At 61.1% G+C, this 23,256-nt stretch carries 25 protein-coding genes; 5 read left to right on the plus strand and 20 right to left on the minus strand.

Annotation, left to right across the window (positions count from 1 at the left end; genetic code table 11):
• Nucleotides 1–34: 34 nt before the first annotated feature.
• From L540_RS19390 to mobA, 11 genes are all read right to left on the minus strand, one after another.
• Nucleotides 35–1,117 carry a type II secretion system F family protein gene (locus L540_RS19390; protein ID WP_043215427.1) on the minus strand — a complete coding sequence of 361 codons (1,083 nt, stop codon included), beginning with the start codon at nucleotides 1,115–1,117 and terminating at the stop codon, nucleotides 35–37.
• Nucleotides 1,101–2,831, minus strand: a complete 1,731-nt coding sequence (locus L540_RS19395; RefSeq protein WP_082149703.1) for an ATPase, T2SS/T4P/T4SS family — start codon at nucleotides 2,829–2,831, stop codon at nucleotides 1,101–1,103. The genes L540_RS19390 and L540_RS19395 overlap by 17 nt, the downstream gene beginning before the upstream one ends.
• Nucleotides 2,832–2,840: 9 nt before the next feature.
• The gene (pilP, locus tag L540_RS21320) at nucleotides 2,841–3,314 is read right to left on the minus strand and encodes a type IV pilus biogenesis protein PilP (RefSeq protein ID WP_082149704.1); all 474 of its coding nucleotides are present in this window, start codon (nucleotides 3,312–3,314) and stop codon (nucleotides 2,841–2,843) included.
• Nucleotides 3,304–4,599 (minus strand): type 4b pilus protein PilO2, encoded by a 1,296-nt coding sequence (pilO2, locus tag L540_RS19405; protein ID WP_060831905.1) that lies wholly within the window; start codon nucleotides 4,597–4,599, stop codon nucleotides 3,304–3,306. Before pilO2 ends, pilP begins: the two co-directional genes overlap by 11 nt.
• A 4-nt stretch (nucleotides 4,600–4,603) precedes the next feature.
• A complete protein-coding gene (gene pilN, locus L540_RS19410; protein ID WP_048026664.1) occupies nucleotides 4,604–6,295 on the minus strand; it encodes a PilN family type IVB pilus formation outer membrane protein in 1,692 nt (563 codons plus the stop codon).
• A gap of 4 nt (nucleotides 6,296–6,299) precedes the next feature.
• Nucleotides 6,300–7,862 (minus strand): type IV secretory system conjugative DNA transfer family protein, encoded by a 1,563-nt coding sequence (locus L540_RS21325; protein WP_053073262.1) that lies wholly within the window; start codon nucleotides 7,860–7,862, stop codon nucleotides 6,300–6,302.
• A gap of 10 nt (nucleotides 7,863–7,872) precedes the next feature.
• Complete coding sequence (locus L540_RS19420; RefSeq protein WP_053073263.1) at nucleotides 7,873–8,319, minus strand: DotD/TraH family lipoprotein; 447 nt, start codon at nucleotides 8,317–8,319, stop codon at nucleotides 7,873–7,875.
• Nucleotides 8,320–8,393: 74 nt separating this feature from the next.
• Nucleotides 8,394–10,229, minus strand: a complete 1,836-nt coding sequence (gene traI, locus L540_RS19425; protein ID WP_053073264.1) for a TraI/MobA(P) family conjugative relaxase — start codon at nucleotides 10,227–10,229, stop codon at nucleotides 8,394–8,396.
• A 17-nt stretch (nucleotides 10,230–10,246) separates the two neighbouring features.
• Nucleotides 10,247–10,486, minus strand: a complete 240-nt coding sequence (locus L540_RS21930; RefSeq protein ID WP_048026666.1) for a hypothetical protein — start codon at nucleotides 10,484–10,486, stop codon at nucleotides 10,247–10,249.
• A gap of 3 nt (nucleotides 10,487–10,489) precedes the next feature.
• The gene (locus tag L540_RS19435) at nucleotides 10,490–10,720 is read right to left on the minus strand and encodes a hypothetical protein (protein ID WP_043215433.1); all 231 of its coding nucleotides are present in this window, start codon (nucleotides 10,718–10,720) and stop codon (nucleotides 10,490–10,492) included.
• A gap of 108 nt (nucleotides 10,721–10,828) precedes the next feature.
• The gene (gene mobA, locus L540_RS19440) at nucleotides 10,829–11,146 is read right to left on the minus strand and encodes a plasmid mobilization protein MobA (RefSeq protein ID WP_043215435.1); all 318 of its coding nucleotides are present in this window, start codon (nucleotides 11,144–11,146) and stop codon (nucleotides 10,829–10,831) included.
• A 298-nt stretch (nucleotides 11,147–11,444) separates the two neighbouring features.
• Here mobA and L540_RS21850 point away from each other — a divergent pair, with 298 nt between their 5' ends.
• Genes L540_RS21850 through L540_RS19450 form a run of 3 tightly spaced genes read left to right on the plus strand, consistent with a single transcriptional unit; the run spans nucleotide 11,445 to nucleotide 13,223 of the window.
• Entirely contained in the window at nucleotides 11,445–11,858 is a 414-nt protein-coding gene (locus L540_RS21850; RefSeq protein ID WP_131726053.1) for a hypothetical protein, read from the plus strand.
• Nucleotides 11,859–11,877: 19 nt separating this feature from the next.
• Complete coding sequence (locus tag L540_RS21660) at nucleotides 11,878–12,555, plus strand: nucleotide-binding protein (protein WP_082149705.1); 678 nt, start codon at nucleotides 11,878–11,880, stop codon at nucleotides 12,553–12,555.
• Nucleotides 12,552–13,223: a hypothetical protein gene (locus tag L540_RS19450; protein WP_043215439.1), complete on the plus strand. Its 672-nt coding sequence runs from the start codon at nucleotides 12,552–12,554 to the stop codon at nucleotides 13,221–13,223. The genes L540_RS21660 and L540_RS19450 overlap by 4 nt, the downstream gene beginning before the upstream one ends.
• 390 nt (nucleotides 13,224–13,613) lie before the next feature.
• On the opposite strand, the gene kleA is transcribed toward L540_RS19450, so the two are convergent.
• The 4 genes from kleA to L540_RS19470 all read right to left on the minus strand — a co-directional run bounded on the left by kleA (nucleotide 13,614) and on the right by L540_RS19470 (nucleotide 16,910).
• Nucleotides 13,614–13,931 carry a stable inheritance protein KleA gene (gene kleA / locus L540_RS19455; RefSeq protein ID WP_043211453.1) on the minus strand — a complete coding sequence of 106 codons (318 nt, stop codon included), beginning with the start codon at nucleotides 13,929–13,931 and terminating at the stop codon, nucleotides 13,614–13,616.
• 64 nt (nucleotides 13,932–13,995) lie between these two features.
• On the minus strand, nucleotides 13,996–15,963 hold the full coding sequence (locus L540_RS19460; RefSeq protein WP_043211454.1) for a ParB/RepB/Spo0J family partition protein: 1,968 nt from the start codon (nucleotides 15,961–15,963) through the stop codon (nucleotides 13,996–13,998).
• A 103-nt stretch (nucleotides 15,964–16,066) separates the two neighbouring features.
• Nucleotides 16,067–16,435 carry a hypothetical protein gene (locus tag L540_RS19465; protein WP_043211456.1) on the minus strand — a complete coding sequence of 123 codons (369 nt, stop codon included), beginning with the start codon at nucleotides 16,433–16,435 and terminating at the stop codon, nucleotides 16,067–16,069.
• Nucleotides 16,436–16,445: 10 nt separating this feature from the next.
• A complete protein-coding gene (locus L540_RS19470) occupies nucleotides 16,446–16,910 on the minus strand; it encodes a hypothetical protein (protein WP_131726054.1) in 465 nt (154 codons plus the stop codon).
• A 705-nt stretch (nucleotides 16,911–17,615) separates the two neighbouring features.
• Here L540_RS19470 and L540_RS19475 point away from each other — a divergent pair.
• On the plus strand, nucleotides 17,616–18,296 hold the full coding sequence (locus tag L540_RS19475; RefSeq protein WP_043215367.1) for an SOS response-associated peptidase: 681 nt from the start codon (nucleotides 17,616–17,618) through the stop codon (nucleotides 18,294–18,296).
• Nucleotides 18,297–18,523: 227 nt separating this feature from the next.
• Nucleotides 18,524–18,817, plus strand: a complete 294-nt coding sequence (locus tag L540_RS19480; RefSeq protein ID WP_043215369.1) for a hypothetical protein — start codon at nucleotides 18,524–18,526, stop codon at nucleotides 18,815–18,817.
• A 302-nt stretch (nucleotides 18,818–19,119) separates the two neighbouring features.
• Here the strand turns inward: L540_RS19480 and L540_RS19485 are convergent, their stop codons facing one another.
• The 5 genes from L540_RS19485 to L540_RS19500 form a co-directional block, all read right to left on the minus strand.
• Nucleotides 19,120–19,767 carry a DNA methyltransferase gene (locus L540_RS19485; RefSeq protein ID WP_043215371.1) on the minus strand — a complete coding sequence of 216 codons (648 nt, stop codon included), beginning with the start codon at nucleotides 19,765–19,767 and terminating at the stop codon, nucleotides 19,120–19,122.
• A gap of 393 nt (nucleotides 19,768–20,160) precedes the next feature.
• Nucleotides 20,161–20,769 carry a methyltransferase domain-containing protein gene (locus L540_RS21935; protein ID WP_043215373.1) on the minus strand — a complete coding sequence of 203 codons (609 nt, stop codon included), beginning with the start codon at nucleotides 20,767–20,769 and terminating at the stop codon, nucleotides 20,161–20,163.
• Between the two features lie 48 nt (nucleotides 20,770–20,817).
• Nucleotides 20,818–22,146 carry a DUF3560 domain-containing protein gene (locus tag L540_RS19495; protein WP_048026669.1) on the minus strand — a complete coding sequence of 443 codons (1,329 nt, stop codon included), beginning with the start codon at nucleotides 22,144–22,146 and terminating at the stop codon, nucleotides 20,818–20,820.
• Between the two features lie 95 nt (nucleotides 22,147–22,241).
• Nucleotides 22,242–22,529 (minus strand): hypothetical protein, encoded by a 288-nt coding sequence (locus L540_RS21855; protein ID WP_131726055.1) that lies wholly within the window; start codon nucleotides 22,527–22,529, stop codon nucleotides 22,242–22,244.
• On the minus strand, nucleotides 22,526–22,780 hold the full coding sequence (locus L540_RS19500) for a hypothetical protein (protein ID WP_043215375.1): 255 nt from the start codon (nucleotides 22,778–22,780) through the stop codon (nucleotides 22,526–22,528). Before L540_RS19500 ends, L540_RS21855 begins: the two co-directional genes overlap by 4 nt.
• Nucleotides 22,781–23,256: the final 476 nt, after the last annotated feature.

Consider the following 23,256-nt stretch of genomic DNA (forward strand, 5'->3'; position numbering starts at 1 on the left):
ATTTCTCATGGTCGGGGAAAATTTCGGTTGGGAATTACTGGAGTGAGTTCATGCTTGTCATGCCCGCAAAGAGGACAAAGGCAAGATAGGCAATGGAGAGATATAGAACGACGCGCACACTCATCAGGATGGCCTTCACCTTCTTCAAGGTGCGGTCGATCCACTTTAGGGCCAGCGTATTGATGGCCTGCTCGTAGTCCTTCTGTTGGGATAAGACGATGATGAAGGGAAGAACCTCTTTGTCTGGAAATTCGTACTCGGTATTGGCCAGGGCCACACCGAGGGTACGGCCCTGACGCAGACCGAACATAGTCATCTCGACCCGCTCCTTGAGCCAGGGACTAGCAAATTGCTTCATGAGCTCCAAGGATCGATATAAGGGAATGCCTGAACGGAGCATGATGGCCACATTCAACAGAAACGTAGCCCCCTGGATCGCTTTGTAGATGGACCAGGGAGGAAAATGCTCCAACACCTTCCGGAAGGCCGTGTCGCCACGGCGGGGAAGACTCCAGAAGACCCAAACTACGAAGAGGAGCATCAAGGCAAGTAGATAGATGCCATAGTTCTGCACGCCGCTCGCCAGCAGGTACATTATGTAAGTGTTGCCGCTCGATAGGCTCAGGTCTCGAGAACGGCTCATGATAGGCACGATCTTCTGGCTAATCTGGTTGAGCAAGTTGATCGACAGCACAACCAGCAGCACGGGTTCGGCCAACTCGGCCAGCACCGAGCCCATCATCTTGCTTTTATTCTGCGTCATGATGATAAGGCCACGCAGGCATTCGACGAGCCGGCCAGCTTCCTCGCCAGATGCCAGCTGGATAGCCTCGTTGTCCGGAAGCCAGTGCCTAATCGCAGCCGCCAGTGTCTTGCTTCCGCCGGTCAGAGCCCGCTTAGCATCAGCAAGCACCATGGCCATCACGTTATAAGGGTGCTTGCCGCCCTTGCTGTACGTCTCGTACAGCATCTCCAAACCCTTATAAAGTGGCATACCCGTCTCCTGAGTAGCCAGGAGAGCTTCGTATAGTTCGATCCGCCTGGAGCTGAAGAACCGGGCCTTGTGGACCGGGAAAAGGCTCTGCGCATCCAGGATGTCGTTAAGCGACAGCGGCATCTAGAGCTCCAATAGCGGGGCGTAGGGGGGTGACGGAAGGGGAGGGGACAGACTCGCGCTTGTTGGGCCTTTCACGCGGCGGGGGACGACGTTTAGTACGCCTGTCCGAATCGCTCTTGGACCGCTTTCTGGCGCTCTCCCGAGGCCCTTCTTCGCCGAAAAAAAGCGCGTCCTCATCGAGAGATACCGCGGCGGCGCGTTCTCCTTGACGCGGGTCTACCAGGCCGGCGTTGACGAGTCGGATCAGATGCTGGCACTTCGTAATGCCATTCATGTGTTTGATCCAATACTCACGGGCACGCAGCGCGCCGCCTTGCTGATATGCGTGCATGAACTTTGCATTAGGGATTATCGTTTCGGCGCAAACTTGGCGGCCGCTAATGCCCTTCTTGCAGTGCGTGCACCCGTCTCCGGCGAAGCACACGTTCTCGGGTGCGCAATGTTTTTCAATGCGAGTGACGAGATCTGCAGGAAGAGAGTCCCTAACCTTGAAGAAAGGAACTTTGCAATGCGGACATAGCACCGGAACCAAAGACTGGTTAACCAACCCGGCAATGATCAGTGGATCAGTCAGGACACTTTGCTCGACGCCGGCATCGTGTAGACGGCCGAGGATCTGTGTGGCGTTGCTACAGTGAATGGTGGTCCAGACTGGACGACCAGTGAGAGCCAGGCTGATGACGGCAGGTATCGAGGCGTGACGGGCTTCCCCGATAGTCGCCACGTTGATATCCGAGCGCAACATATGGTCAATGCCGGAGAGCCAGGCGTTGTCGTTGGTATCGGAGACTTCGGCCGTTACATTGACAGGTTTTTGCTGGGAGCCAGGAATACGGAATTCCACGGGGTCTTCCAAAGTGACGATGCAGATCTCGCCGTTGGCGTCCAGAAACATCCTCTTCATGACGTTGGCCAGGGTCCGAGATTTTCCTGATCCGACTGCGCCGCTGATGAAGAAAACGCCGTAGCCCCGGTGCATCATGACCCGAAGATGTTCTTGCTGCTCGGAGAGGTAGCCCAGTTGCTCGAATGAGGTAATCGTGCCGCCGTCCTCACGTTGCAGGCGGACAATGCAGTGCAGCCCATCTTCGGTTGGTCCCGATGCGATACGGCCTATGTATAGGCCCGCGTTCTTCGCAAACTTCGGCCCGAGACGGGAATTCTGATTCACCTGGGGGTTGTATGTCTTCTCGGACTGATCGGTCATGGTTTGGCACATGCAGGCGATCAGCTGCTCTCCGCGGGCTCGCGGAATCGTGTGATAGGTGATCAGCCGACCATAGACCCGGAAGCGAATCAGGGTCGAATCGACCAGATTCTGATGATTGTTCGGGTCGGGATGCTTGCCTACGATGATGTGGATGTCGCTGGCATCTTCCCGAATGGCGTGCCTGATGTAGGAAAGCATCTCCTGCTGGAGTTTGGCGTCGTCCTGCGGCGCGAAAACCTGGAGCCTCTCGTCATTGTCGTAAAGGGACTTCAGCTCCAGGTAATCCACGACGCGCCTTTCATAGACCAATCGGTCTTGGTCAAGACGCGCCTGAAACCCCAGCACTCCGCGGTCGGCCTGGTGCCCTTTTGCGATATAGAGAATATCCTCACTCGTGAAGCACAGCTTCTCACGCAATTCTTCCGAAATGGGATAGCTGCGCCCGGGCAGGGTCAGAACGTGATGAGCATTGCCCAAATGCAGGTGGGATTCAGGGGCGTTCATTTTCTGGTGCTATTGAATGGTAGGGCGACCGCCACGATCGCTCAACGGTTCGATGGTCGCCGCGCTACCCGAGAATCCGAGCTTGACGACCTGGCCAGCCCGGTTGAGTACGACGGCGTCGGTGCTGATGGATTGGACGCGATAGCCGCCGGGCACTTCTTCACCTGCGCGCGCTTCGTAGGTAGCGCCCGAGGGATAGATCAAGGTGGCAGTGAGCGCGCGGGCATTGCCTGCGATGAGCTTCACTGCAGGCAGGCCGCGGGCATTGGGGTCGACCACCGCACCAGGGCCGTTGAGGTTTTTTGTGATCTCCGCCAGGCTCGCCCTTGCTTTGGCCAGGACGGTGGCAGTCTGGATCTCCTGCAGCTCGCCGATGGTCCCGCTAGCAACCTGGGCATAGGCCGTCCATGGCAATTGGACCAGGGATATGGTCATTGCGAGCCGGCACGCCAAAGAGGGAATGGAAATGCGGTCATTGGGCATAGAATTCACCTTCGATACGCCAGGTCAGTAAGATGTCGGACATGGCAACGGATATGGCCATTACGCGCACGCCATTTCCAGGGAATTGGGCAAGCACGTCGGCGGGGGCAAGCTGCGACCCCGCGGAGAAGGTCCAAGTGAGCCAGGTTGGCTGCGGGGGCTTGTCCGATTGACCAGGCAAAGACTGGGCTTCGGAGGGCTTGGCGGCAATGTTGACGGCCACCAGCTGCGACTGGAAATGCGACACGATAGCGTTTCGGATCTGCTCCAGCGGCAGCAGCGGATCATCGCCACCGGCGGGGAAGGTCAAGGGCAGCTTGATCTGGGCGATGTTGTTATCGCCACTGAAGGCGACGGATACCCCTGGCCCGTAGACGCTTGCCTGCTGGATAAAATGGCTCACCGTAATCGGCAAACCCACATCTCGCTGATAGAGAGCGTCCACGCCCGTAGCATCGCAGCGGGCTTCGCTGAAAGTCCATCCGGCCACGGAGAGCGGCAGCTTCGTCAGCTGGGGCTGGCAGATGCTCAGGAATTCCTTCGGGGTAGGCCGCGTAGTCCATGGGTGGACGAGTGCGGTAGCCATATGCTCCGTTCCTGTCTGGGAGTTTACGGACTCTAAAGCTTCTTTTGCCGCTTTCTCCTGCAGGCGCTTTGCTTCTTCCCACTGGTCGTACTTGATCTTTCCAGCAACGCCGGAGACAGCCACCATGATGAGCGTCACGCCGAAGATGAGGACCTCTCTGCGGGACAGGCCGAAGAAAAGCGGCCGCAACTGGTTATGCCTGGACAGGCCTGTGAGCAGGCTCTCGAGCGTCACTTCTTCGCCACCGAACTCGAGCTCGGGAGGCGCGTAGATCTTGATGTTCGGTCTGCCTAGCAGGCTGTAGAACTCGTTCATCGCTTCACGAGTGCCTGCCAGATCTTCAATGCGGTCAGAATTTGGAAGAATTCCGTTTTTGTCGACTGCAACCATTGCGTAGCGATCGCCATCAATTCGGACCGCGGCCAAGAAGGAGTAGCCATTTGCTTCATTTCCCAGCTTGTGCGCAAGCACCGAGGCCATCGAATACATGCCCTTGGTAATGCCGGCTTGCCTGCTCACAAAGCCGGCTTCCAGTACCGTTTCTGTCTTGCGAATGGTGACAATGTCCATTCTGTGCCGACGTCCGATCTCCCGTGCCTCCTTCATATAAGCGCGTGGGCGCTCTAATGGCTGCCAGAATAGGCCGGACACCAAGCGGTACTGCTTGTAGGGAAAAGGAGTGAGCGTGCTCGGCGTCATAAGCTCAGTCCTGGATGATCGGCGTGACGAGAATGGCCACGGCCATACGGCGTCCGCTAGTCTTCCCACCGCCACCGAAGAGCCAGTTGTACGTCTGACCCACGCCCGCCTTCTCACTGCGCTCAGTGGACTGCTCGAAACCGGAGATGATCATCGTCTGGCCGGATTCAATGGAGATCGACTGGCGAAACAGCCTTTTGTTCGTAGTAGGCACTTCGATGGCAGCGTCGCCGGATTCCTTCCGCGTGATCGTCGGGTCAGGCGAAAAATTCATGTCGAAGTCCAGCAACATGGTCTTTCCGTGGGTGATCATCGGCGAGAGGTTGAGGTTGAAGCCGGTGACGACGATCCCCGGTGACAGCGACGACATGGAGCCCACGTTGGCCGTTTGCGAGGACGACGACTGGGCGAGGTAGCCAGTTTCCGTCGAGATCTGCAGCGGCGCAGTGCGCAGGTTGAGCGTGCGCAGAATGGGTTGATTGCTGGTGACGACCTTGCCTTGGCTGGATAGGGCATTGATGATGAACTTCGTTCCGGCAAAGGCAGCAGCGCCACCCGTAGCGGTGTCTAACACACTGCCGGATGCGCTCATGGCGTTGGAGTCCACCGCGAAGTTGTTTGTCAGCGACAGGCCGTACTTGCCTGAGAGCGAGTTGTAAACGGCGGACCAGTCGATGCCGAGCTGGTCGGTATTCGTCAACTCGACTTCCAGCACTTGGACGAAAAAGAGTACCTGGCGCGTGAGAACTTTGTTTTCCGCCGCCAGGTACGTCTCGATCTGGTCCAACACGTCGGGCGTGTCCGTGACCATGACGGTGCCGGTACTAGCCGCGTAGGAGATCGGCGGCGTGCCAGGCGTATGCATGGCGTTCAGCGTATTGCGGATGTCCTCAGTGATCGAATCCTCAGATGAAATCTCCGTGGTCTGAATGCTCCCTCCGCTGCTCTCGCTGGAGCCAGCCGACGTGTTGGAGTTCGTCAAGCCGCCCGAACTGGAGCTTTGCACCTTGGTGCCGGCGACTACGGTGGTCTTCATCGAAGTCTTCGCATTGCGCGCGAAGACCCGGAATACACGGGTTTCGAGGTAGTAGATGCGGATCGTGTCGTTGCGGTATTCCCACGACAGGCCGAAGCGGGCAGTCACGGTATCGAGAAACCCGGCCAGGGGTTGGCCGGTCCATTTGATCGTGATGTTGTTGGGCCTGCCCGTAGATGGGGACGGCATGGGCGTGGTGTCTTCCATGCGGGCGCGCTGGGTCGGGGGGAGCAGCGGCGGCAGTGCCGCCGCTGCGGTAGGCGCAGCAGCGGCGCCGGCGCCCATGGTGTTGGCATAGCGCCCGTTCACCGCGTCCACGGCATCTTGCGTCACACGCACGCGCACGTTGCAATTGCGCGTGATCGCCTGTGAAATCTCGAAGAGGGTGACGGGGGTAGCAGGCACGTACACAAGAGGGCACTTCAGCGCCGCCGGAACGGGCTTTTCGGCGACGGACACCGGCGTGGTGGAGACCCAGGGTTCATCGAGTTTCTTGATTCGAACTTCGGGTTCGTTGCGTACCCTCTCCAGGTTCTGGTGGATACCCTCGGCGGTCTTGTCGCCGCGGTCCATGGCCTCATTGATGCGGTCAAGCGCGCCGCACCCGGCAAGGGCCAGCGCGAGGACGGAAATCAGGATGGGACGAAAGCTGTGGAGCATCTGGTTATTCCTCTTCGACGATCAGGACGCGCTGCTCGGCTTGTTGAGATAGGGTGAAGCGGCGCTTCGCTTTGCGATAAGGTGCGAAAACACGCGCAGCTGCGTCGAGGAAGTTGTCGGCGCGTAGGGTGAAATCGAGGATGATGGGATAGTCAAGGTCCGTCGCCCAATCCACATGCCAGCTGGGGTTAGAGGCTGCTGCCCAGCGGGTCACGACGTCCCGCAAGGTGTCGCCCTGGCGACCTTCCCAGGTCAATTCGGGCACAGCCGGCGCTGCAGGGTCGGCGCTGACTGTAGCCGTGGCGCCCGGGCTAGCAGCTGGCTCGGGCGCATCTTGGGAAGTGGGGGCAGGCGCGTCAATCGTTGAAACCGGGGGCTGTGGGGAGACGGCGATCTTTTCGACCGACGGTGCCGGCAACTGCCGCGAGGCGGAGGAATTGTCGGCGGCCGCCGACTGCATTGACCGATCCGTCAACCGGTTGTTTGTCAGCGTAATGGCGCCGACAGGAGACGAAGATGAAGGCGGGGCAGGGGCCGCAGGGACAGCAATAGAAAGTGGCGCGGCCGCGATCTGGTTGGCCGATATCGGCATAGCGGGCTGTGGCTTTGCTGACGCGACCGGCGCGACGACGGCCTGGGAAACAGCGACAGCCGCCGTGGCCGCCGGGATGTAGTCGGCAGGTTCCGCCGGTTCGTTCGGAGCCGACAGGCGGTAGCCGGGAGCGTAGGATACGGTCGGCGTCCAGCGATTCGCATCGGGCTGCAGCTGCGCGGGCGATGTCAGCTGGCGTGTTGTGTCGCCGATCATGAGCTCATTGGCATTGCCAGTCACTACACGCTGCGTTTCTGCAACCTGTGTCTGGCTGATCATCCCTTTTTGGAGCAATGTGGAATACGCCAGCATTCCGTTGTAGTCGCGTGTCATCCGTGCAAAGTTCGCACGCAGGATGGCGTCGGCGTGGGCCTGCCCGTCCTGCCAGCCGACCCGGACAGCGCGCTGCCAAGTCTCTTTCTCGGCGCTGGTCTTCGGCTGGGCCTCGGCGATGGGCATACTTACATTGGCATTGGTCGGCAGGCCCGTGTAGAGGTATTCGCGCCAGGTCGGCGGGACGCTCACAAAGCGCTCACCACGCTCAATGCGATACACCTTCGACGCGATTCGGTACTGCTGGCTGCTGATGCTGGCGACGTCTTGGGCTTCGACGATGACGGGCGGTAGCGCACCGCTGGGCATGATGAGCGGCGCGAAATTGAAAAGTCCGTCCAGATCCGGCCCGCGCCTCTCCAGGGAAGCTCGAATGGCGGCCGCGCGTGAGGCCACGCCGCCGCGAAAGCCCACGGTGCGTGCAGCATCGCTGATCATCTGGATACGCAGCGGAGATGTATCGCCCGTGGTCGTCGCCCGAGGGTTGAGCAGCGCATCGAGCGTGGCCGGCGCGGATTCGCTGGGCAGGGCCGGATGCGGGGCGGGCTCAGCCAGCGTGGCCGGCGTCGTTGTCGCGGCCCGGGTTGCTCCAGTTAGGGCCAGGCCGGAGAAAGCCACGGCTGCAATGCGCTGGATATTCATGGGCGGCACCCTAGGAGCGCGGCGGGTTGTACTGCAGCATGAGCGTGTCGCCCTGCTCTACGATTTGGGCGCGGTAGCCGACCTGGGCGCGCAGTTGGGCCAGCACGGATTCGATGGTCGCGTTCTGCACGTCGATGCGCACCGGCAGCGGCAGGCGGACTCCTGTGAAGGCGAATGCCAAGCGGTGGTCATGCGCGAGTTTGGCGAGCAACTGCAGCGCATCGCCAGCCCAGCTCAGAGTAATCAGCTGTGTGGTATCCGGACCGGCGTAGGTCATGGGCTGGCGTGCCATGACGCCGGCTTGATAAAGGTTGGCCTGGGCCGCCTGGATCTTGCGAGAAGCCTCCAGGATCTGCTGGTCAATATCGACGTCGACCGACTGTGTGGGGGGATTATCCCAAGCACAACCGGCCACGCTGGCCAGCATCACGAGGGACAGAAGACGGAATTGACGCATGTTCACTCTGCCGATTTATTTTGTATCGTATGAACGATACGAAATTTTTTGGCAGGGCGCAACTACAGGCCGGACTAGCCTCTTGGGCGCAAACCAGAATGGCTGCGGGTGATTTCGGCCAGGCGCTGGGCTTGTTCAGGGTCGAGCAAATTGACGCGCAGCTTTTGTTGAGCGATGAGCTGCAACGCGAGCTGCTGGAATTCTGGCGTGCCGGTCAAAATGAACCGACCCTGATATTTCTCTTGGGCAAGAAGTAGGGCGGCCAGAATGACCTCGGGGTCGCCGGCCGCGGCGGTGTCCAATAGAATGGTCTGGCCGTGGTCAATGAAGCCTTCGCGGCCCAGCCGGTCTCGGTAGCTGATACGTCCATCGCGGTGGACGGCCAGCTGCCATTCCTGAAGACCGTCGCGGTAGGTCGGCTCATGGTCAGCAGTAGGGTCAGCGAAGCCAGGCTGCTGCCGGCGTCCTTCAGCCTGGCGGCGGGTATCAGCGTAGGCCCAGCCGCGCAACTGGCTGATGGCGGCGGCCGACCCCCCTGCCGCTTGCGCCTCGACCCATTCCCGATAGGTGAGAGGCCGATTGTTCGGATCTGCCCGCAACTGGGCGCGGCGCTTGGCGAGTTGAGCTTTCAAGTTTTCGCGGGCCGTCAGCGTTTCGAATGCAATCACGCTATAGAAGGCCTTCCGTTGCCTGGGATCTCCGACAGTCGAGGCGACTTCGCGCCGCCGTGCCCGGGCTGCGTCGGTGATGGCTCGGTAGAGAGCGCGGGATTCTTCGCCGGAGACCCGCCGGGTGACGAAGCGGGCGCGGTAGCCTTGATAGTCGGCACGCAACTGCCGGCGGGCGTCGGCCCGCTCCTGGCGGCGGGCTTCGCGCTGCGCGGGATCTCGTTTGAGCTCGCGACGTCGATCGTATGGGTCTTCCGCCGGCGGCGCGGCGCCGTGGCCGACCGGATGGGGCGCCGGCCCGGCCCAGGGGCCTAGTCTGCGTTCGAGGCGTGTGCGCGAGAGCGATTCATGCATGTCGCTGGCTTTGATCGGCGGTGTTTCCTCGTTCTGCGCATCGTAGATGGCGAAGCCCTGGCCCTTCGGCCGAATGGCCAGGCCGTGTTTCGCCAAGACCGCATGAAGGGCATCCCACGTTGGTGCCGGCTTCTTCAAGAACGCGATGACGTCTACGCGCGGCTCGCCCCGAACGAAGGTGAAGAAACTCGTCTCACCAGTGAAGCGTTCGAGATCGGCTGCAGCAGATGGCATCTTCTCTTGGGTGCTTGCGTCGGGCCGTGCGCGCTCGATGACGGGGACTCCGTTGCGTTCGACGACAGCGTAAGGTCCGGGATCGTGCGACCAGCCGTATTCCAACTCGAGCTCGCGCATGGCACGATCCAAGACAAAGAAATCTTGCTTGGGGTAGACAGCGCGGTAGGTTTCGGGATGAACTCTGTTCACTGCGATGTGAACATGAGTGTTATCCGTATCTCGATGAATGGCGCTCAGGTATTGGTGATCGGCCATACCGACTGCGGCAATTGCATGCCGCGCGCAGGCAAAGGCCTGTTCATCCGTGGGCTGTTCATGAGCAGGCCAGGATAGTACGACGTGGTATATAGGATCCCTGACGCGGCAATCTGCGTTCACCAGGACGCCTTGTATCTCTGCCGCGAGGGTATCTAAGGCGTAACCACGGAATTCGCACGGGATTCCGTTGGTGGTTGTCGCTTGCTGAATGTCATCGGGGCCGAGCAGAGAAGAATCCTCGGGCACCAGCGGAATGGCGGACTCGGCCAGGTCCAACGTCGGCGGAAACAGGCGCGCATGACGCGCACGAATGCGCTCGGCGAGAGCCTCGTCTATCTGGATGCCCTCAAGCGCCTGGCCGGCCTCCTTCAGTAACCACTCCGACTGCGCCAACAGAAACGGATGGCCGTCTACTTCGGATCCGCGGTCGGCTCCATCGGATACACCAACGGCACCTTGCCGTTGGTTGCTTCGTGCAGCGTACGGATCGAGGTCGTGATGGGCTTGAGCATGGTGCGCAAGGTCGGCTCGACGGGCTCGGGCTCGCGCTTGAAAGTCAGGATCAAGTTGCCCAGACGCTCGGAGATATCGCGTTGCTGCATCAAGATGGTATTGAGCAAGGGCCAGCATTCTCTGATGTTGATCGCCATGGCCTAGTCCTTCAATCCGGAAGCGATCGTGGTGGCGACCGAGCGCAGGTTCGTGTTGATCGGCCGCAGGAGTTGCTCCAGCACGCGCAAGACGGATTCGGAGGGTAGCTGCATCAACAGCACCAGTTCGTCCAGTTGCCTGCAGATATTCGCCTGCTGTTCGCAGATGGAGTTGAGCAAGCTCAAGAATTCGGTCGTGTCGTCTTCGGTCGCCTGGATAGAGCTGGTCGTCATCGGAATGCTCCGGCTGTTCACCCTCTCGGGTGAGGTAGTTGATGAGCTGCGCAACGTCGGATTTTCCGTCGCTGCGGCGGGTGGGTACTTTGGCCAGCACAGTGGCGATCAGGAATAGAGCGCGCCAGCCTGGCGGATGGCGGCTTTGAGCTCGATAAGCACCTCAGAGTATTCCTTCGAGCCGATGCCGTTCCCCTCATTGAACAGGTGTTTTTGCAAGCCACCCAAGCGGCGCAGTTCATTGAGGACGTGCGCCTCCATTTTGCTGCGTGTCTGGCGGCCGAGGCCGCATGCCCGCAGATAAGCGGGCAGGCTGACGCCACAGTCACGGGCCTTTTCCAGTAAAGCATCGTGCTCTTCCGGCGAAGCACGTATCAAGATGCGCCGTGTCTTCTGGCGACTCTCGCTACCACTACGCGCTGTCATGACTGTGCTCCTCTGTACGTCGGGGTCTCGGGGCGAAGCCCTGAGCAGGGGGGAAGGCCAAAAAGGTAGGGAGTGTAACGACTGGACTCAGGCCGGTTGATGAGGCGCGCATTGCGCGGTTCATCAATCCCTACCCTGTCCGTATTGAACGTCTCCACTTCGTAGACACTATATCAATCATTGCCCAACCAAACAACCAGTGCTCAACCATACAGGCAAAACTCGTAGCCTTTTCAAGGCGTTGACAGCGGGCTTTCGCCCGCTACAATGACGTCACCCAAAGATCAAGGAAGCCAAGATGCAGTTGACCGTTGCCGACATTAAGAAGCTGGTCGAGGAGCTCGACGCTCTTCCGGCAGTAGAAGATGATGCGAGGCCCGTCAACAAAAGCGAAGCCGTCAAAATGCTGGTGCAGCAAATCGCGGCGCTGCATGCTCGGGGTTACACCTATGAGATGATTGCAAGCATTCTTTCTGCAAAAGGTTTGCAGATATCTGTGGCAAGCTTGAAGACATACTTAGGCCGCGCTAAAAAGGCTTCCAAGAATCGAAAGAAACCGGCAAAGAAGGCGGAAAGTGGCGTAGACACTGCGGCCGAATCTGTACCGGATTCTCCTGCTCGTCCGACTGGCGAAAAAATCGGCAAACCTACAGATGACAAACCATCAAAGCCGTCTGGGTTTTCCGTGCGCCGGGATTCACGTGACCTTTGAGTAACACGCAGGTGGTTAATTGAAAAAAAAAATTATCATCGTTGGTGGTGGCAAAGGCGGTGTCGGCAAGACGATGGTCTGCGCCAGTCTTACAGATGCACTTATGGCACGGGGCGAAAGTGTCTTATTGATAGAATCGGATACCTCCAATCCAGATATCTACAAGATGTACTGCGAGGAACTGGAAACACGTCTTCTCGATCTCGATACGGCTGACGGCTGGATAGATCTGGTGAACAGTTGCGATGAACGTAAAGACCATACGGTACTCATCAATACGGCAGCACGAAATAACAAAGGTGTCGCAGCGTACAGCCAGACGCTGAAAAACACCCTCAAGGAACTGGAGCGTGAACTCGTAACCTTTTGGGTGATTAACCGGCAGCGAGACAGCGTGGAACTGCTCAAGGAGTACATGGAAGAGCTGCCGGATACACGGGTGCATGTCGTGCGCAACGGCCACTATGGCGAGGAAGCGAAGTTCGAGCTGTACAACGATTCCAAACTGCGTAAGCAAGTCGAGGATGCAGGCGGGCAATCATTGATGTTCCCAGATCTGGCAGATCGCGTGAGCGATGCGCTCTACAGCCAGCGGCTGTCCATTCGAGCGGCGCTGGAGAGCATGCCGATCGGCAATCGCGCCGAGCTTCAACGTTGGCGTGCAGCAGCGCAGAAGATGTTTGAGAGAGCTCTATGAGCGAGCCCAGCCAACCGGTCGAAACTGCGTTTGAGAAGCTGCTGGGCCGGCAGCCAAGCGCAAGCGAGCGTGAACAGTTGTTCCGCGTCAAAGACGCTCTCGATCTGAAGGACAATGACGCACTCTGGATGATTCTGATCGTGCTTCAGAGTTACGACGCGCTGTATCGCCGCGTCCCCGCGCGCATCGAGGCCGCCGCCGAGGAGATGCTGGCAAAACATCGCAGCTTGATGGGCGAGCAGGCGCAGCTCGAGGTGAAGCGGGCCATGGGTGGGCTGGCGCAAGCCGTAGGCGCAGCCAGCACCAAAGTGGCCATCCAAGCCGCACGGACCAGCCGCTTTCTCGCGTGGGGCTGGATATTGTCGACAGTGGTGCTCTTCGCGGCGTTGTGCTTGTGGGTGGGTGCGGTGGCTGCCACAGGACAGTTGCCGCCGTGGGCACCCGCAGGGCAGCAGCGCGGCTTGGTGCTGGCGATGCTTGGCGGCCTGGCGCACGCACCGGCCGGCTGGATTGTGGCGTTGGGTGCAACGGCCGGGGCGGTAGGAGCTGTCTGGGCCAATGCCCGCCAGATGGCGGTGGGTAAGGCCAGGCTGAACCTGGCCTTAGTGGCCGGCGCCGGCGGATTGCTGTTGGTCGCCGGGGCGATGCTGGCCACCCTGCTGGCTTAGTCCAGCAGCTCGAGGGCCAGTAACCGCCGCCTGCAGGCGGCGGGGCGGGGGCAAGGTCTGGTCGGGGACGGCCGGACCTTGCCCCCCGCCGTTTTTGGTGATGCCGCACCACGGTCGCGCCCGTGGCTAACTGCCGGAGCAGCTGGGCGCGAGCGCTGTGCTTCAGTGCCATGTGCACCATTTGATCGGCGGTTAGGATGTGATGGTCTGCACGGTCCAGGCCAGACCGCCGTGCAGTCTGGCCTGCGGCGCGCAGGCAAGGCACGCGCCCGAGCCAAGCCGCTGCGAGGCGGGCGTGCGCGACATGCTGCATCGTCTCGCGCATAGCGCGCTGAGCCTGGGTTTCGTGATAGACGGCGCGCTCGGCCAAGCGGCGCAGGTAAGCTTTCTTCATGACGAGGCCTCCGGCGCGGCTACGGCCAGGGTCAAGCGCTGCGCCTTAGCGCGGGCGGCCTCGATCTCTTCGGTCTGCCAGAGCGAAGGGAGGTGCCGCAGCAACTTCTCGCGCAGGACTGCCGCCGTGTCGCGGTAAGCTTGAGCCTGTTGCTCCAATTCGGCGGCCCGCGCGAAATACTGATCAATCAGGGCCAGTTTTCTATGGATCGGCTGACCGACTTCGGGTAGGTACTTGACCCATGCAAGGGGGTCGGGCTGATGCTGAGAGAGGCTGGCCAGCGTTTGGCAATCGTTGTGGGTTTCGTAGCTCATGATGATGATGAATTCTCCGGCAGCGGGGCGAGACGGGGGGCTGACGCCACCCGTCTCGTTGGGATTAGTCGTCGGCGCGAGCCGTAGTGCTGTCCAACGTGCGCAGCGGTTCGGGCAACCAGCGCCGGCCAGCCAACAGGGTTTCAGCCTGGGCAGCGGCTTCGCCCTTCTTCATCTTTGCCAGCGGCGCGGCGCTGGCCTCATCAACAGCCTCGGCCACTACCTTGACGATCTGGTCCTTGTTGACGGCATCGAAGTAGCTGGCGCGGGTGGGAGCCCACCAGTTGGCCATGTCGATTTCCATGACACTGGTCAGGTGGTGCAACTGACCGGTTTGCAGGCCTCCGTTGCCGTCCTTGCTGGTCACGGTCTGCGCGAGCAACAGGGCGAGCAGCTGCAACAGCTCGTCTTGAGGCTGGCCCAGCAGGGCTTCCAGAAGTTCCTCTGCCGACTTATCGGCCAAAAGTCCGTCCCAACGGGCCAACTTCTCATTGAGGGATTGGCGGGCCGGTGAGTCTTCGACGCTCTGGTCGCAGGTTTTCAGAGTGTAGGCTGCGCTGGATGCACTGACGTTGAAATACCGGTGCTTGGGATGGATGTAGTGCGTGCGGACGACCTGGCCAATCATCTGCGTGAGCATGAGGCACAGGGCAAGATTCGGTCGGACGGCGATTTCAGCTGCCACGGCGACGGCATGTTGCGCGGCAAGCCGTTCGATGAGGGCCTGCGAATGGGCCGGGCGCGTGACCGGCGCGGGCAGGGTCATCGGGTTATCCTGGTTGGCGTCAGCACCGCTCGATGCGGCCACCTGAGCAGCCGCCACGCGGTCTTCGCGCCGGATCAGCCCCTGATGCGAGACCAGTTCACCACGCGAAGACAGCGTGAGGATACAACCCGCGATCTTTCTATGCTCCGGGTCGTAGACCAGAAGGGATTTTTCCGCTACCTCGATGTCGTCTTCCAGCTTGTCGATGGCTTCAAACAAGTCATCTTCATCGGAACACTCATACTCGTCCTGCCCTTGCAGTTCGTTCAGGGCGCGGCGCTTCGTTTCCAGCTGCGTCTGCAGGTCGGCCAATAGCTTAGCTTCCTTCTTGTTCGGCTCTCGGCGAACGCGACCGATTTCACCATAGTGGCGCATTTCATCATGGCTCAGCTGAGCCCGACACTCGAGCCAGGCCCAGCCTTCATCCTGCAGGGCCTTGGCGAGCTTGCTACGTTGCATCTTCTCGATGGCCAGCGTCTGAGCCAGGGCCGGATCAGCCAGGAAAACGCCTTCATTACCCTGCGTGAAAAGATCTCGACGCACGCTGCCGCCCGCCTTCTCGTAAGCCTGCACGGTCAGATACCGCACGACGGGCGCGGTCGCAGGCAGTTCCTTTTCAGCGAGCATCTGACGGATAGCGTAGATAGGCGCATAGTGATGTTTGGTGGCCTTATACGCGGCGATCTGCCGCTCATGGTCGGCTACTCCGGCCAGGGCCTGGGCGATGTCCAACGAGATCTTTTCTTCGCGGAGCAGTTCCAGCAGCGACGGCGCCAAGTCGGCCAGAGCCAGCATTTTTTTGACGGCCAGCACGGCAACACCGTGGGCGGTGGCGATCGCGTCAGGTGTCCAGCCTTCGGCGTGCAGTCGACCATAGGCCCCGATCAGGTCTGCCACATGCATGTCTTCGCGGGCGTCGTTTTCGATAAGGCTGGCGTGGTGCGCCTTGTCGGCGGGGATAATGAGGCACGGGACAGGGAAATCGGCCTGGACATCGCCATTCGCGTGCAGCAGCTGCAGGGCCTGCAAGCGCCGCCCGCCAGCGCAAACCTCGAACATGCCGTTATCGGCTTGCACGACAACGAGATTCTGCAGCAGCGCGCCCAGCGCCTTAATGGTCGCCGCCAATTGCTCAATGGTGATCTTCTTGCCAGCCTTGCTCTTGCGGGCTTGGTAGGCCTCGGACAGGACCAGTTTCGACAGAGCGATGTCATTGCGGGTTGCAGCGGCCTTGATGGCAGCGATTTCGGTGGCGTTATGCATCATGATTTTGGGCTCCTTGGGTGTCGGTGAAATACGAAAGAATCAACGGGGGGAAGAGGCGGGGGTCAGGTCGATGGTGATTGCCATATTGTTTTGCTCCAGGGGATCAGGCTTCGCCAATAATTGCGATTACCGCCTTAGCGTTGGCGACGATGAGGGCGTTTTCCTCCGTGACCATCGGAGCGAAGGCTGCGACCATGCTGGTAAGGGCATCGGCCAGGGCTTGGCCGTTGGTAGCAAAGAGCGCTTGCCGAGCATGCTTCTGCTGCTGGGCCAATACTGCGGCTCGTTCGTCGCCCTGCAGCTCGTAGATTGCCAGCACAGTCGGGCCGCAGTCGTTGCACCAGCCCGTGTCAAATTCATGGCCGAGTACCCATTCCTGCGTGACGAGGTCGAACGTGCTCGTGGCGTGGTAGCCGACATCAGTGCCTTGGCATTTCGTGCAGCGGTACGCATTAAGCTTGGTTGTACTCATGCTGGCTCCTTTACAGCTTGGCCGAGGCGGGCACGGTGGTATCCGTGGTGAGCGCGGCTGCAGCGGTGCAGACGAAAGGCTTGGGCCAGCGGCCGATCTGCAGGGCGATGTAATAGGCCGTATCGAAATAGTCTGTCGTGCCGTCGCTGCGGTCGAACCAGTCGGCAGATTTGAGGGCCTGCGTGGCTTTCTTGATAACGGGATAGACTTCGCTGGCAGCGGGAAACGCAGTTTCGACGCAATAGCTGAGGTCTGCACAACCGTCGGTGATGGGGTGGAAGTCCTGCCCGGAGCGGTGCGCCTTTTCTTGGCGAACGGCGTTCAGTTCACCGATGATGTCCATCGGAGCAGCGGTGATGGTCATCATGATTTTGTTGTGCTGGTGCACAGAAAGGGTGTATTTCCATCCCGGGGGCATGACTTTTTTCAGCTCGGCAGCAATCTGAGCCTTGGTTCGTTGATCCATATATGCCATGAGGTTTGTTCTCCTAGAAAGAATGGTCAGGGGGTTTAAGGGGTTCCCGCTGACCGGGCTTGAAGGGAGTTCGTCGCGTGGGTGTTTCGACTTGGTTGTGCGATGCTGTTTTCTGGTGTGGCCGCCGGTCTCGTGAGGTGTGTTCGTGCCGCCCTTCACCCCGGAAGCGAGGACTTCCAAGGGGGTGGGTTTGTAAAAGCCGAGGCGGCTTTTATGGAAACCCCCTTGGAAGCCGCAGTGCAGGGGTAAGGTCGGCGTATTTCGAACACACCTCACGAAACCGGCACGCCTGGCCACCCCCGCATCGCACGCCGAAGGCGGCCCGCGCGGCGAGCGCCCGAGGCCCGGAGGGGCCCAAATTTGCGCCGGGCTATGTCCGGCGTGGCAAGCGTGCCGCGAGCGCGCGCGCAGCCCCGAGGAGGGGCGGAGGCAAGAGCCGACCGGAGGGAGGGAAGCATGGAAGCCCGAATGGGGCGAGACTGGCGCAGCCAGGCTCGACGCGAAGCGCGACAGGCCGGCCCGAAGCGTCAGCGTAGGGACTTGCCAAACTGTTTTAGATGGAGATGGGTAGGTCGCTGAAACTGACCCGGTCTACACGGCCAAGGCGGACAATTCGACCTGGCCAGACGGACCACAGCGCGTAGGAACCCAGATTGGAACTACTATGTCTGCAAGAATGGCGCTTTGGCGGGAGGCCTAGCTGAAATGTGTGGTCGCATCGTCCAAAAGTCCGGCCCACTCGATTACGTCGAGCGCATCTTTCCCAACCCTCGTCGCCTGTTCGATGACCCCGCCGGCCGCCGCTACAACATCCCGCCCGGCACGCGCCCCATGGCACTGCATCGCCTGGCCGGCGACTTAGAGCTGGAGCGCCTGCACTGGGGCTGGCGCCCGCACAACTCCAAGTACCTCATGTCAAATGCGCGGCTGGACAAGATCCTTGCCAACGCCTGGCCGTGGAAGCTGCTCACAGCGCGCGGCCGCATCTTGGTGCCGGCGGACGGGTGGTACGAATGGAAGCCCCTGGCGGATAGGCCGAAGCCGCCCAAGCAGCCCCACTATATCCACGCGGCCGACGGCGCGCCCCTCTACTTCGCAGCCCTTAGCAACTGGCGGCCGGACGCCGAGAAGGACGAGGTCCACGGTTTCGCCATCGTCACCAACGACGCCGCCGGCGGCATGATCGACGTCCATGACCGGCGACCGGTAGCGCTGCCGCCGGATCTGGCCGCCCGCTGGATTGATCCCGACATTGAACTGGCAGAGGCCCGGGCGCTGCTGGAGAATGGTCTGCCGGAAACGGCTTTCACCTGGCACCCAGTGCGGCAAGAGGTTGGGAACAGCAAATATCAACTGCCAGATGCCATTGATCCCATCGCTTCTTGAGCGTTTGCCGCATCTCGGTTGGAAATCCCCCAAGAGGAAGTCAGGCGCAATAGATACCACAATAGGACAACTATTGAGGCTTCTATGACCTTTGCACTTTCTCTCGATTTGACCGATGCCGTCACGGTCCTCGTTATCATCCTTGCTCAGCAGTGGCTCGCAAGGAAATAGGGCCACTTCACAACCGGTCCAAGGGATATATACTGTACAAAATCACAGTATTTCCTATGCCATTCCGCGACCCTCTTCCCGAAACCGAGCTGCGCGCCATCCGCGAGCGCCAGCCGTGGAACTCCGACGTGATCACCCTTTTGTGGGAGGTCAAGCGCCTGCGCTGGATGATGCTAAAGGCGCACCAGATGTGGTCGGAAGTCCCCAGGCCGGTCGGTATTCTCGCGTCCGTTTATGACGAATTTACAGACGCCCTGAAAAATGAAGCGTGCGTGAAGGAACGCGACCAGGTGGTGTCGGAGCTGCTAGACACGCCGCCCAAGCCTCGGAAGGGCATGACGCCCAGATAGAGCAGAGGCAACTGCCCCGAGAGAAAAATGGGAAGTCGTGACTCCAGGCCGGCGCGCAGCAGCGCGCCGGCGTTGTGCGTTGACCTTTGCCGCGCGCGGCACTATTTCATGGTTGCTCGGCCCTACCGCTCCCTTCAACGCGAGATACTTCTTTCGCATGCGAAAGTTCCCTGCCCTTTTTTCGCGGCCATCGCAGCTTGGCAAGGGTGGTTCGGTGATGGATCACTTGCGACTTGAATGACTCGCAGCCGCCTGGATGCCGGGTTGAATGGTGCCGGGCCTTGCGGCCTCGGCACCTTGCGTCATGCCGCGAGCTTTTCCGTTTTGGGCAAGTTCAGCCGTTCAACGGCGGCGGCGTGGTACTTCGGGTCGAGCTCGATGCCGAAGAAGCGCCGGCCAACCTGGCGCGCAGCCACGCAGGTCGACCCGGAACCGGCGAACGGATCGAGCACGATTCCCCGCGGAGGGCAGAATGCTTCGATGAGGGGGGCAAGGCACTCCACAGGTTTTTGCGTCGGATGCAGGCGGTTCCCGGTGTAGGTCCACGGCAATACATCCGGGACAGGCTGCGCCGGCAGGGCCGGCTGCCCCTTTGCCAGTAGGTATGCCGATTCGTGCTGATAGCGCAAAAATTTGGCGTTGGAGGCATATGTCTTGGCAAAGACGAGGTGGCCGACGACCCGAAAGCCCGCGCCGCGCCAGGCGTTGAAGAACCGATCCACGCGGTTCCAGCCGTAGAAAGAGACGCAGAACGCATCCTTACGCAGCACGCGGTAGAGCTGCTGGAACGCAGGCTCAAGCCAGTCGTCATTCGTATCGTTGGCGATCGAGCGGCCGGTGCGGTCGCGGTAGTTGACGAGGTAGGGCGGATCGGTCAGCACCAGGTCGGCGCAGCCGGCCGGGAGGGTGGGAAGAACGTCAAGGCAATCATCCAGGACGATGCGGCTCATTGCATATGCTCCTTACGGTGCAGCAATGGCGGCCAATCCCCACTGCACTGCACGGAGCATGCGGGCGCCGCCACGGGCGGGAGCGGTCAAGGAACCGTGGAATAAAGAGCGAGCGCAGCGAGCGGCTTTATGCCGCGAAAGTCCTTGATTTGTGGGATCGGCTATAAGCCGAGCCGATCCCACAATTCCGCGCCGGCCCAGGCGGCGACTGTGTGCTCCGTGCAGTGCTGAGATGCTGGTGGCAGGCAGAGGTAAATGTGGCGAGCGCAGGGCGCGCTGCAGCGCCTGGGGCGCGAAAGAAAGGGCCTAACGGCCCGAGCACTGGACCACTTTCGCGCAGCGGAAGTCTCGATTGGCGCCGCCCGCAATACTCTGCCCGCGTTGCCGGCAGATCTAGGCCGCAGCGGGCCAAGTGAGCAGCACGGTGCGCACGCGCGTACCAGCGGCAAGGAAAGCGTCATCGGGCAGCGGCTCCCAAGTACCGCCGGCGGCCATGATCAACGGCCGAAGCTGCGCATGCTGACGTGGCCCGGCCGCGCAGATGGCAACCAGGAGACCACCGGGACGCAGAAACGATGCTGCATGCCGGATGTGTCGTATATCGGCGGCATTCGCAAACGGGGGGTTCATTAGGATGCGGTCGAACCGACCCAGATCCTCGGGGGTGTGGTCGAGGAAATCGCCGCACTCGATCCTGTCGGCCAGGTCGGCCTGGCGCAGCAGCTGCGCGAGCTGGGGATTGATCTCTACTGCGCAGACGTTCAGGCCGCAGGCCTGCAGCCGCGCGGCGCGCAGCAAATTCCCGGTGCCGGCGCTGGGCTCGAGCAGGTCGCAGGCGGCGGGCAACTCGGCGCGCTCGGCGACCAGTTGGGAGAGCTCGGGCGACGTGGCAAAGAGCTGCGGCGCCGATATCGGGATGATGACGGGCCGAGGGACGCTCGCAGCTGCCAGGCCGAGCCGCGCCCGGCGGGCTTCGCGGTCGAGAAGAGATAAAGATTTCATGATGTCGACGTTGCGCCCGGCGGCAAAGCCGGGCGCGGCAAACTGGGATTAGGAGGCGCAGGCCTCGGGCGACACGGCGACGGCTGCGGGCCGGTCGACACGCTTTTTATCGGTCAGGAACACGCGAGACAGGCTGCTGTTGCGCATGATGACGCGGTAGCGGTGCGCGCCGTGCTCGCCGGTGGCCAGCGTGGTGCGCACCGCTTTGTAATCCTTATTCGTCGCGGCCCATTCAGCCGATGTGATGGCCAGGATACCCTCGCCGGGATAGTTCACGATGGGCGGGGTCTTGGTGGCGGCGGCCTGGTCGACGGTGGGCGGGCGGAAATCCTGGACGTCTTCCACGCCGAATTTCCAAGTATTGGCCCAGTGCACGTGCCCCGGTGCGGCCGTGGTAAGGGAAACGATGCGCCCGCCGCTGCGGTTGACACGGAGCACGGCCAACCATTCCCCCTGGACGAGCACGGTTGCGCCGGCCGCGAAGGGGAAGCGCTGGCCGAAGTCGCCACCGACGTCATCGAGCTGGGCGCGCTCGTACTCCAGGCGGCCGGCGTAGTGATCCGCCCATCTCTGGGCATGATCGCGCTGACGAGTCAGGGCCGGGATAGCCAGCTGCAGCGCGGCGGGGGTGTCGATGATGTCGTCGTTCAGCGCCGACCACAGCGACCGGGGGCCTTCGTACTGAGACACGCCCGGAGGGCGCGGGTATTTGTCCAACGGGAAATTAAAGGACAGGTGGCAGACATTGGCGATGGCGAGGGCCTGACCCTTCGTCAGATCCGGCCGGCTCCAGTGCTGTAGGAAGGTCTCGGAGTCCTCGATGATGCGCTGTTGCTTGCGCAGATCCACTTCCAAGCCTTTGATGCGACGCTGGCGTACTGCCGGGTCGCTCTTCATCTTGGCGTAGCGAGCCACGCCAAGTGCGCGCCAGTCCCAATATTTCGAGGTCTCGGCGGCTTTGACGGCTCGGCGCATTCCTTCTTGAATGCGCGCGGCGTCCTTGCGAGCGCGGCGCTCGCTGTGGTGGCCGATCAAGATCGGCTTACCCAGCGGGATATGTTCGGTGATGGCGTCGACGCGGGCATATTCGGCCTCGGCTTCCTGAAGGCGCTTTTCAGCGTAGCCTTCGAAGCGCTCGCCGCGCTCGGCAGCACGGTCGGTCACGCTGGTATCCTCGGGCTCGATCTCGCCGCACAGGGTAAGCAGGAGATCTTCGCGGGCAGGAGTCCAGGCCGGAGCAACGAACAATTCCTGCTTGGCCGCCCAGCGAAAGCCCGCCGCGCTGACGCGCCGGTACGTTTCAGCGTCCAGCCGGTGCAGCGTGTACAGACGCAGCTTGTTATCTTCGGGCGAATAGGTGGCGGTGTAGTGTTGCATCCTAAGTGCTCCTTGTTGGGTGGGGAAATGACAACGGGGGCAGGCCTGGCGGCCTTGCTCGGCGATTCATTCGTGGTCGAACAATTCCAAACTGTTTAAGTGCTTCTGGGCTCGTCGACCCAGGCAGCACCTGCAGAGGGAGACCCATAGAGAGCCTGATGCGCCTGCATCCAGTTCGCCGGCAGTGACGCGATGCGAGCCTGTGCCCAGCGCTGGACATATTCCAAGCACCATTTCGGATAGCGCGGCGGATGGCGGTATGGCGCCAGGCGGCAAACCAACCGGTTAGCCACAAAGCTGGCCACGAAGACCACGCCGCGCACCTCGACAACCGCAGACCAGGCGCTCGCGTCCGGCTGGATGACTTCGCTACGGACTTTCATGCGCGGGCCTCCTGGCGTGCGGTGCGCAGGTCATGGGCGGCACGGACGCGGCGCGCCCAGTATTTCGCCAACATGAGACCCCATCCCATATTGCCGATCACCTGGGCGCGATCGGCGAGCAGATCGTCGGTCTTCTGCTGCTCGAGCAAGTACTGCATGGTGGCTGCTGCGGGAGCGTCGAGCCAGCGCAGCGCATAGCGGCCGTTATCGCGGATCAGGCGGCGGGCTTTGAGATATTCGGATTTCGTCATGGGTTCAAGGTTTGGTTTTCAGGCTGCCCAGGACTGAAGGGCGTTCGTCGCGTGGGTTTTTCGTCTTGGTTGTGCGAAGTGGGTTATTGGTGTGCCGCCAGTCCTGTGAGGTATGTTCGTGCCGTCCTTCACCCCGGGAAGTGAGGACTTCCAAGGGGGTGGGTTTGTAAAAGCCGGCACGGCTTTTATGGAGACCTCCTTGGAAGCCGCAACGATGGGGTAAGGTCGGCGTTTACGGACAGGCCTCGCAGGAGTTGCACGCAAAGTGATCCTGCTTTCGCGCGCCGAAGGCGGCCCGCGCGGCGAGCGCCCGAGGCCTGGAGGGCCCCAATATGCCCCGGGCTATGGCCGGGGCGTGGCAAGCGCGCCGCGAGCGCGCGCGCAGCCCCGAGGAGGGGCGGAGGCAAGAGCCGACCGGAGGGAGGGAAGCATGGAAGCCCGAATGGGGCGAGACTGGCGCAGCCAGGCTCGACGCC

It is taken from the genome of Bordetella pseudohinzii (assembly GCF_000657795.2).
In the GTDB taxonomy this organism is placed as follows: domain Bacteria; phylum Pseudomonadota; class Gammaproteobacteria; order Burkholderiales; family Burkholderiaceae_B; genus Bordetella; species Bordetella pseudohinzii.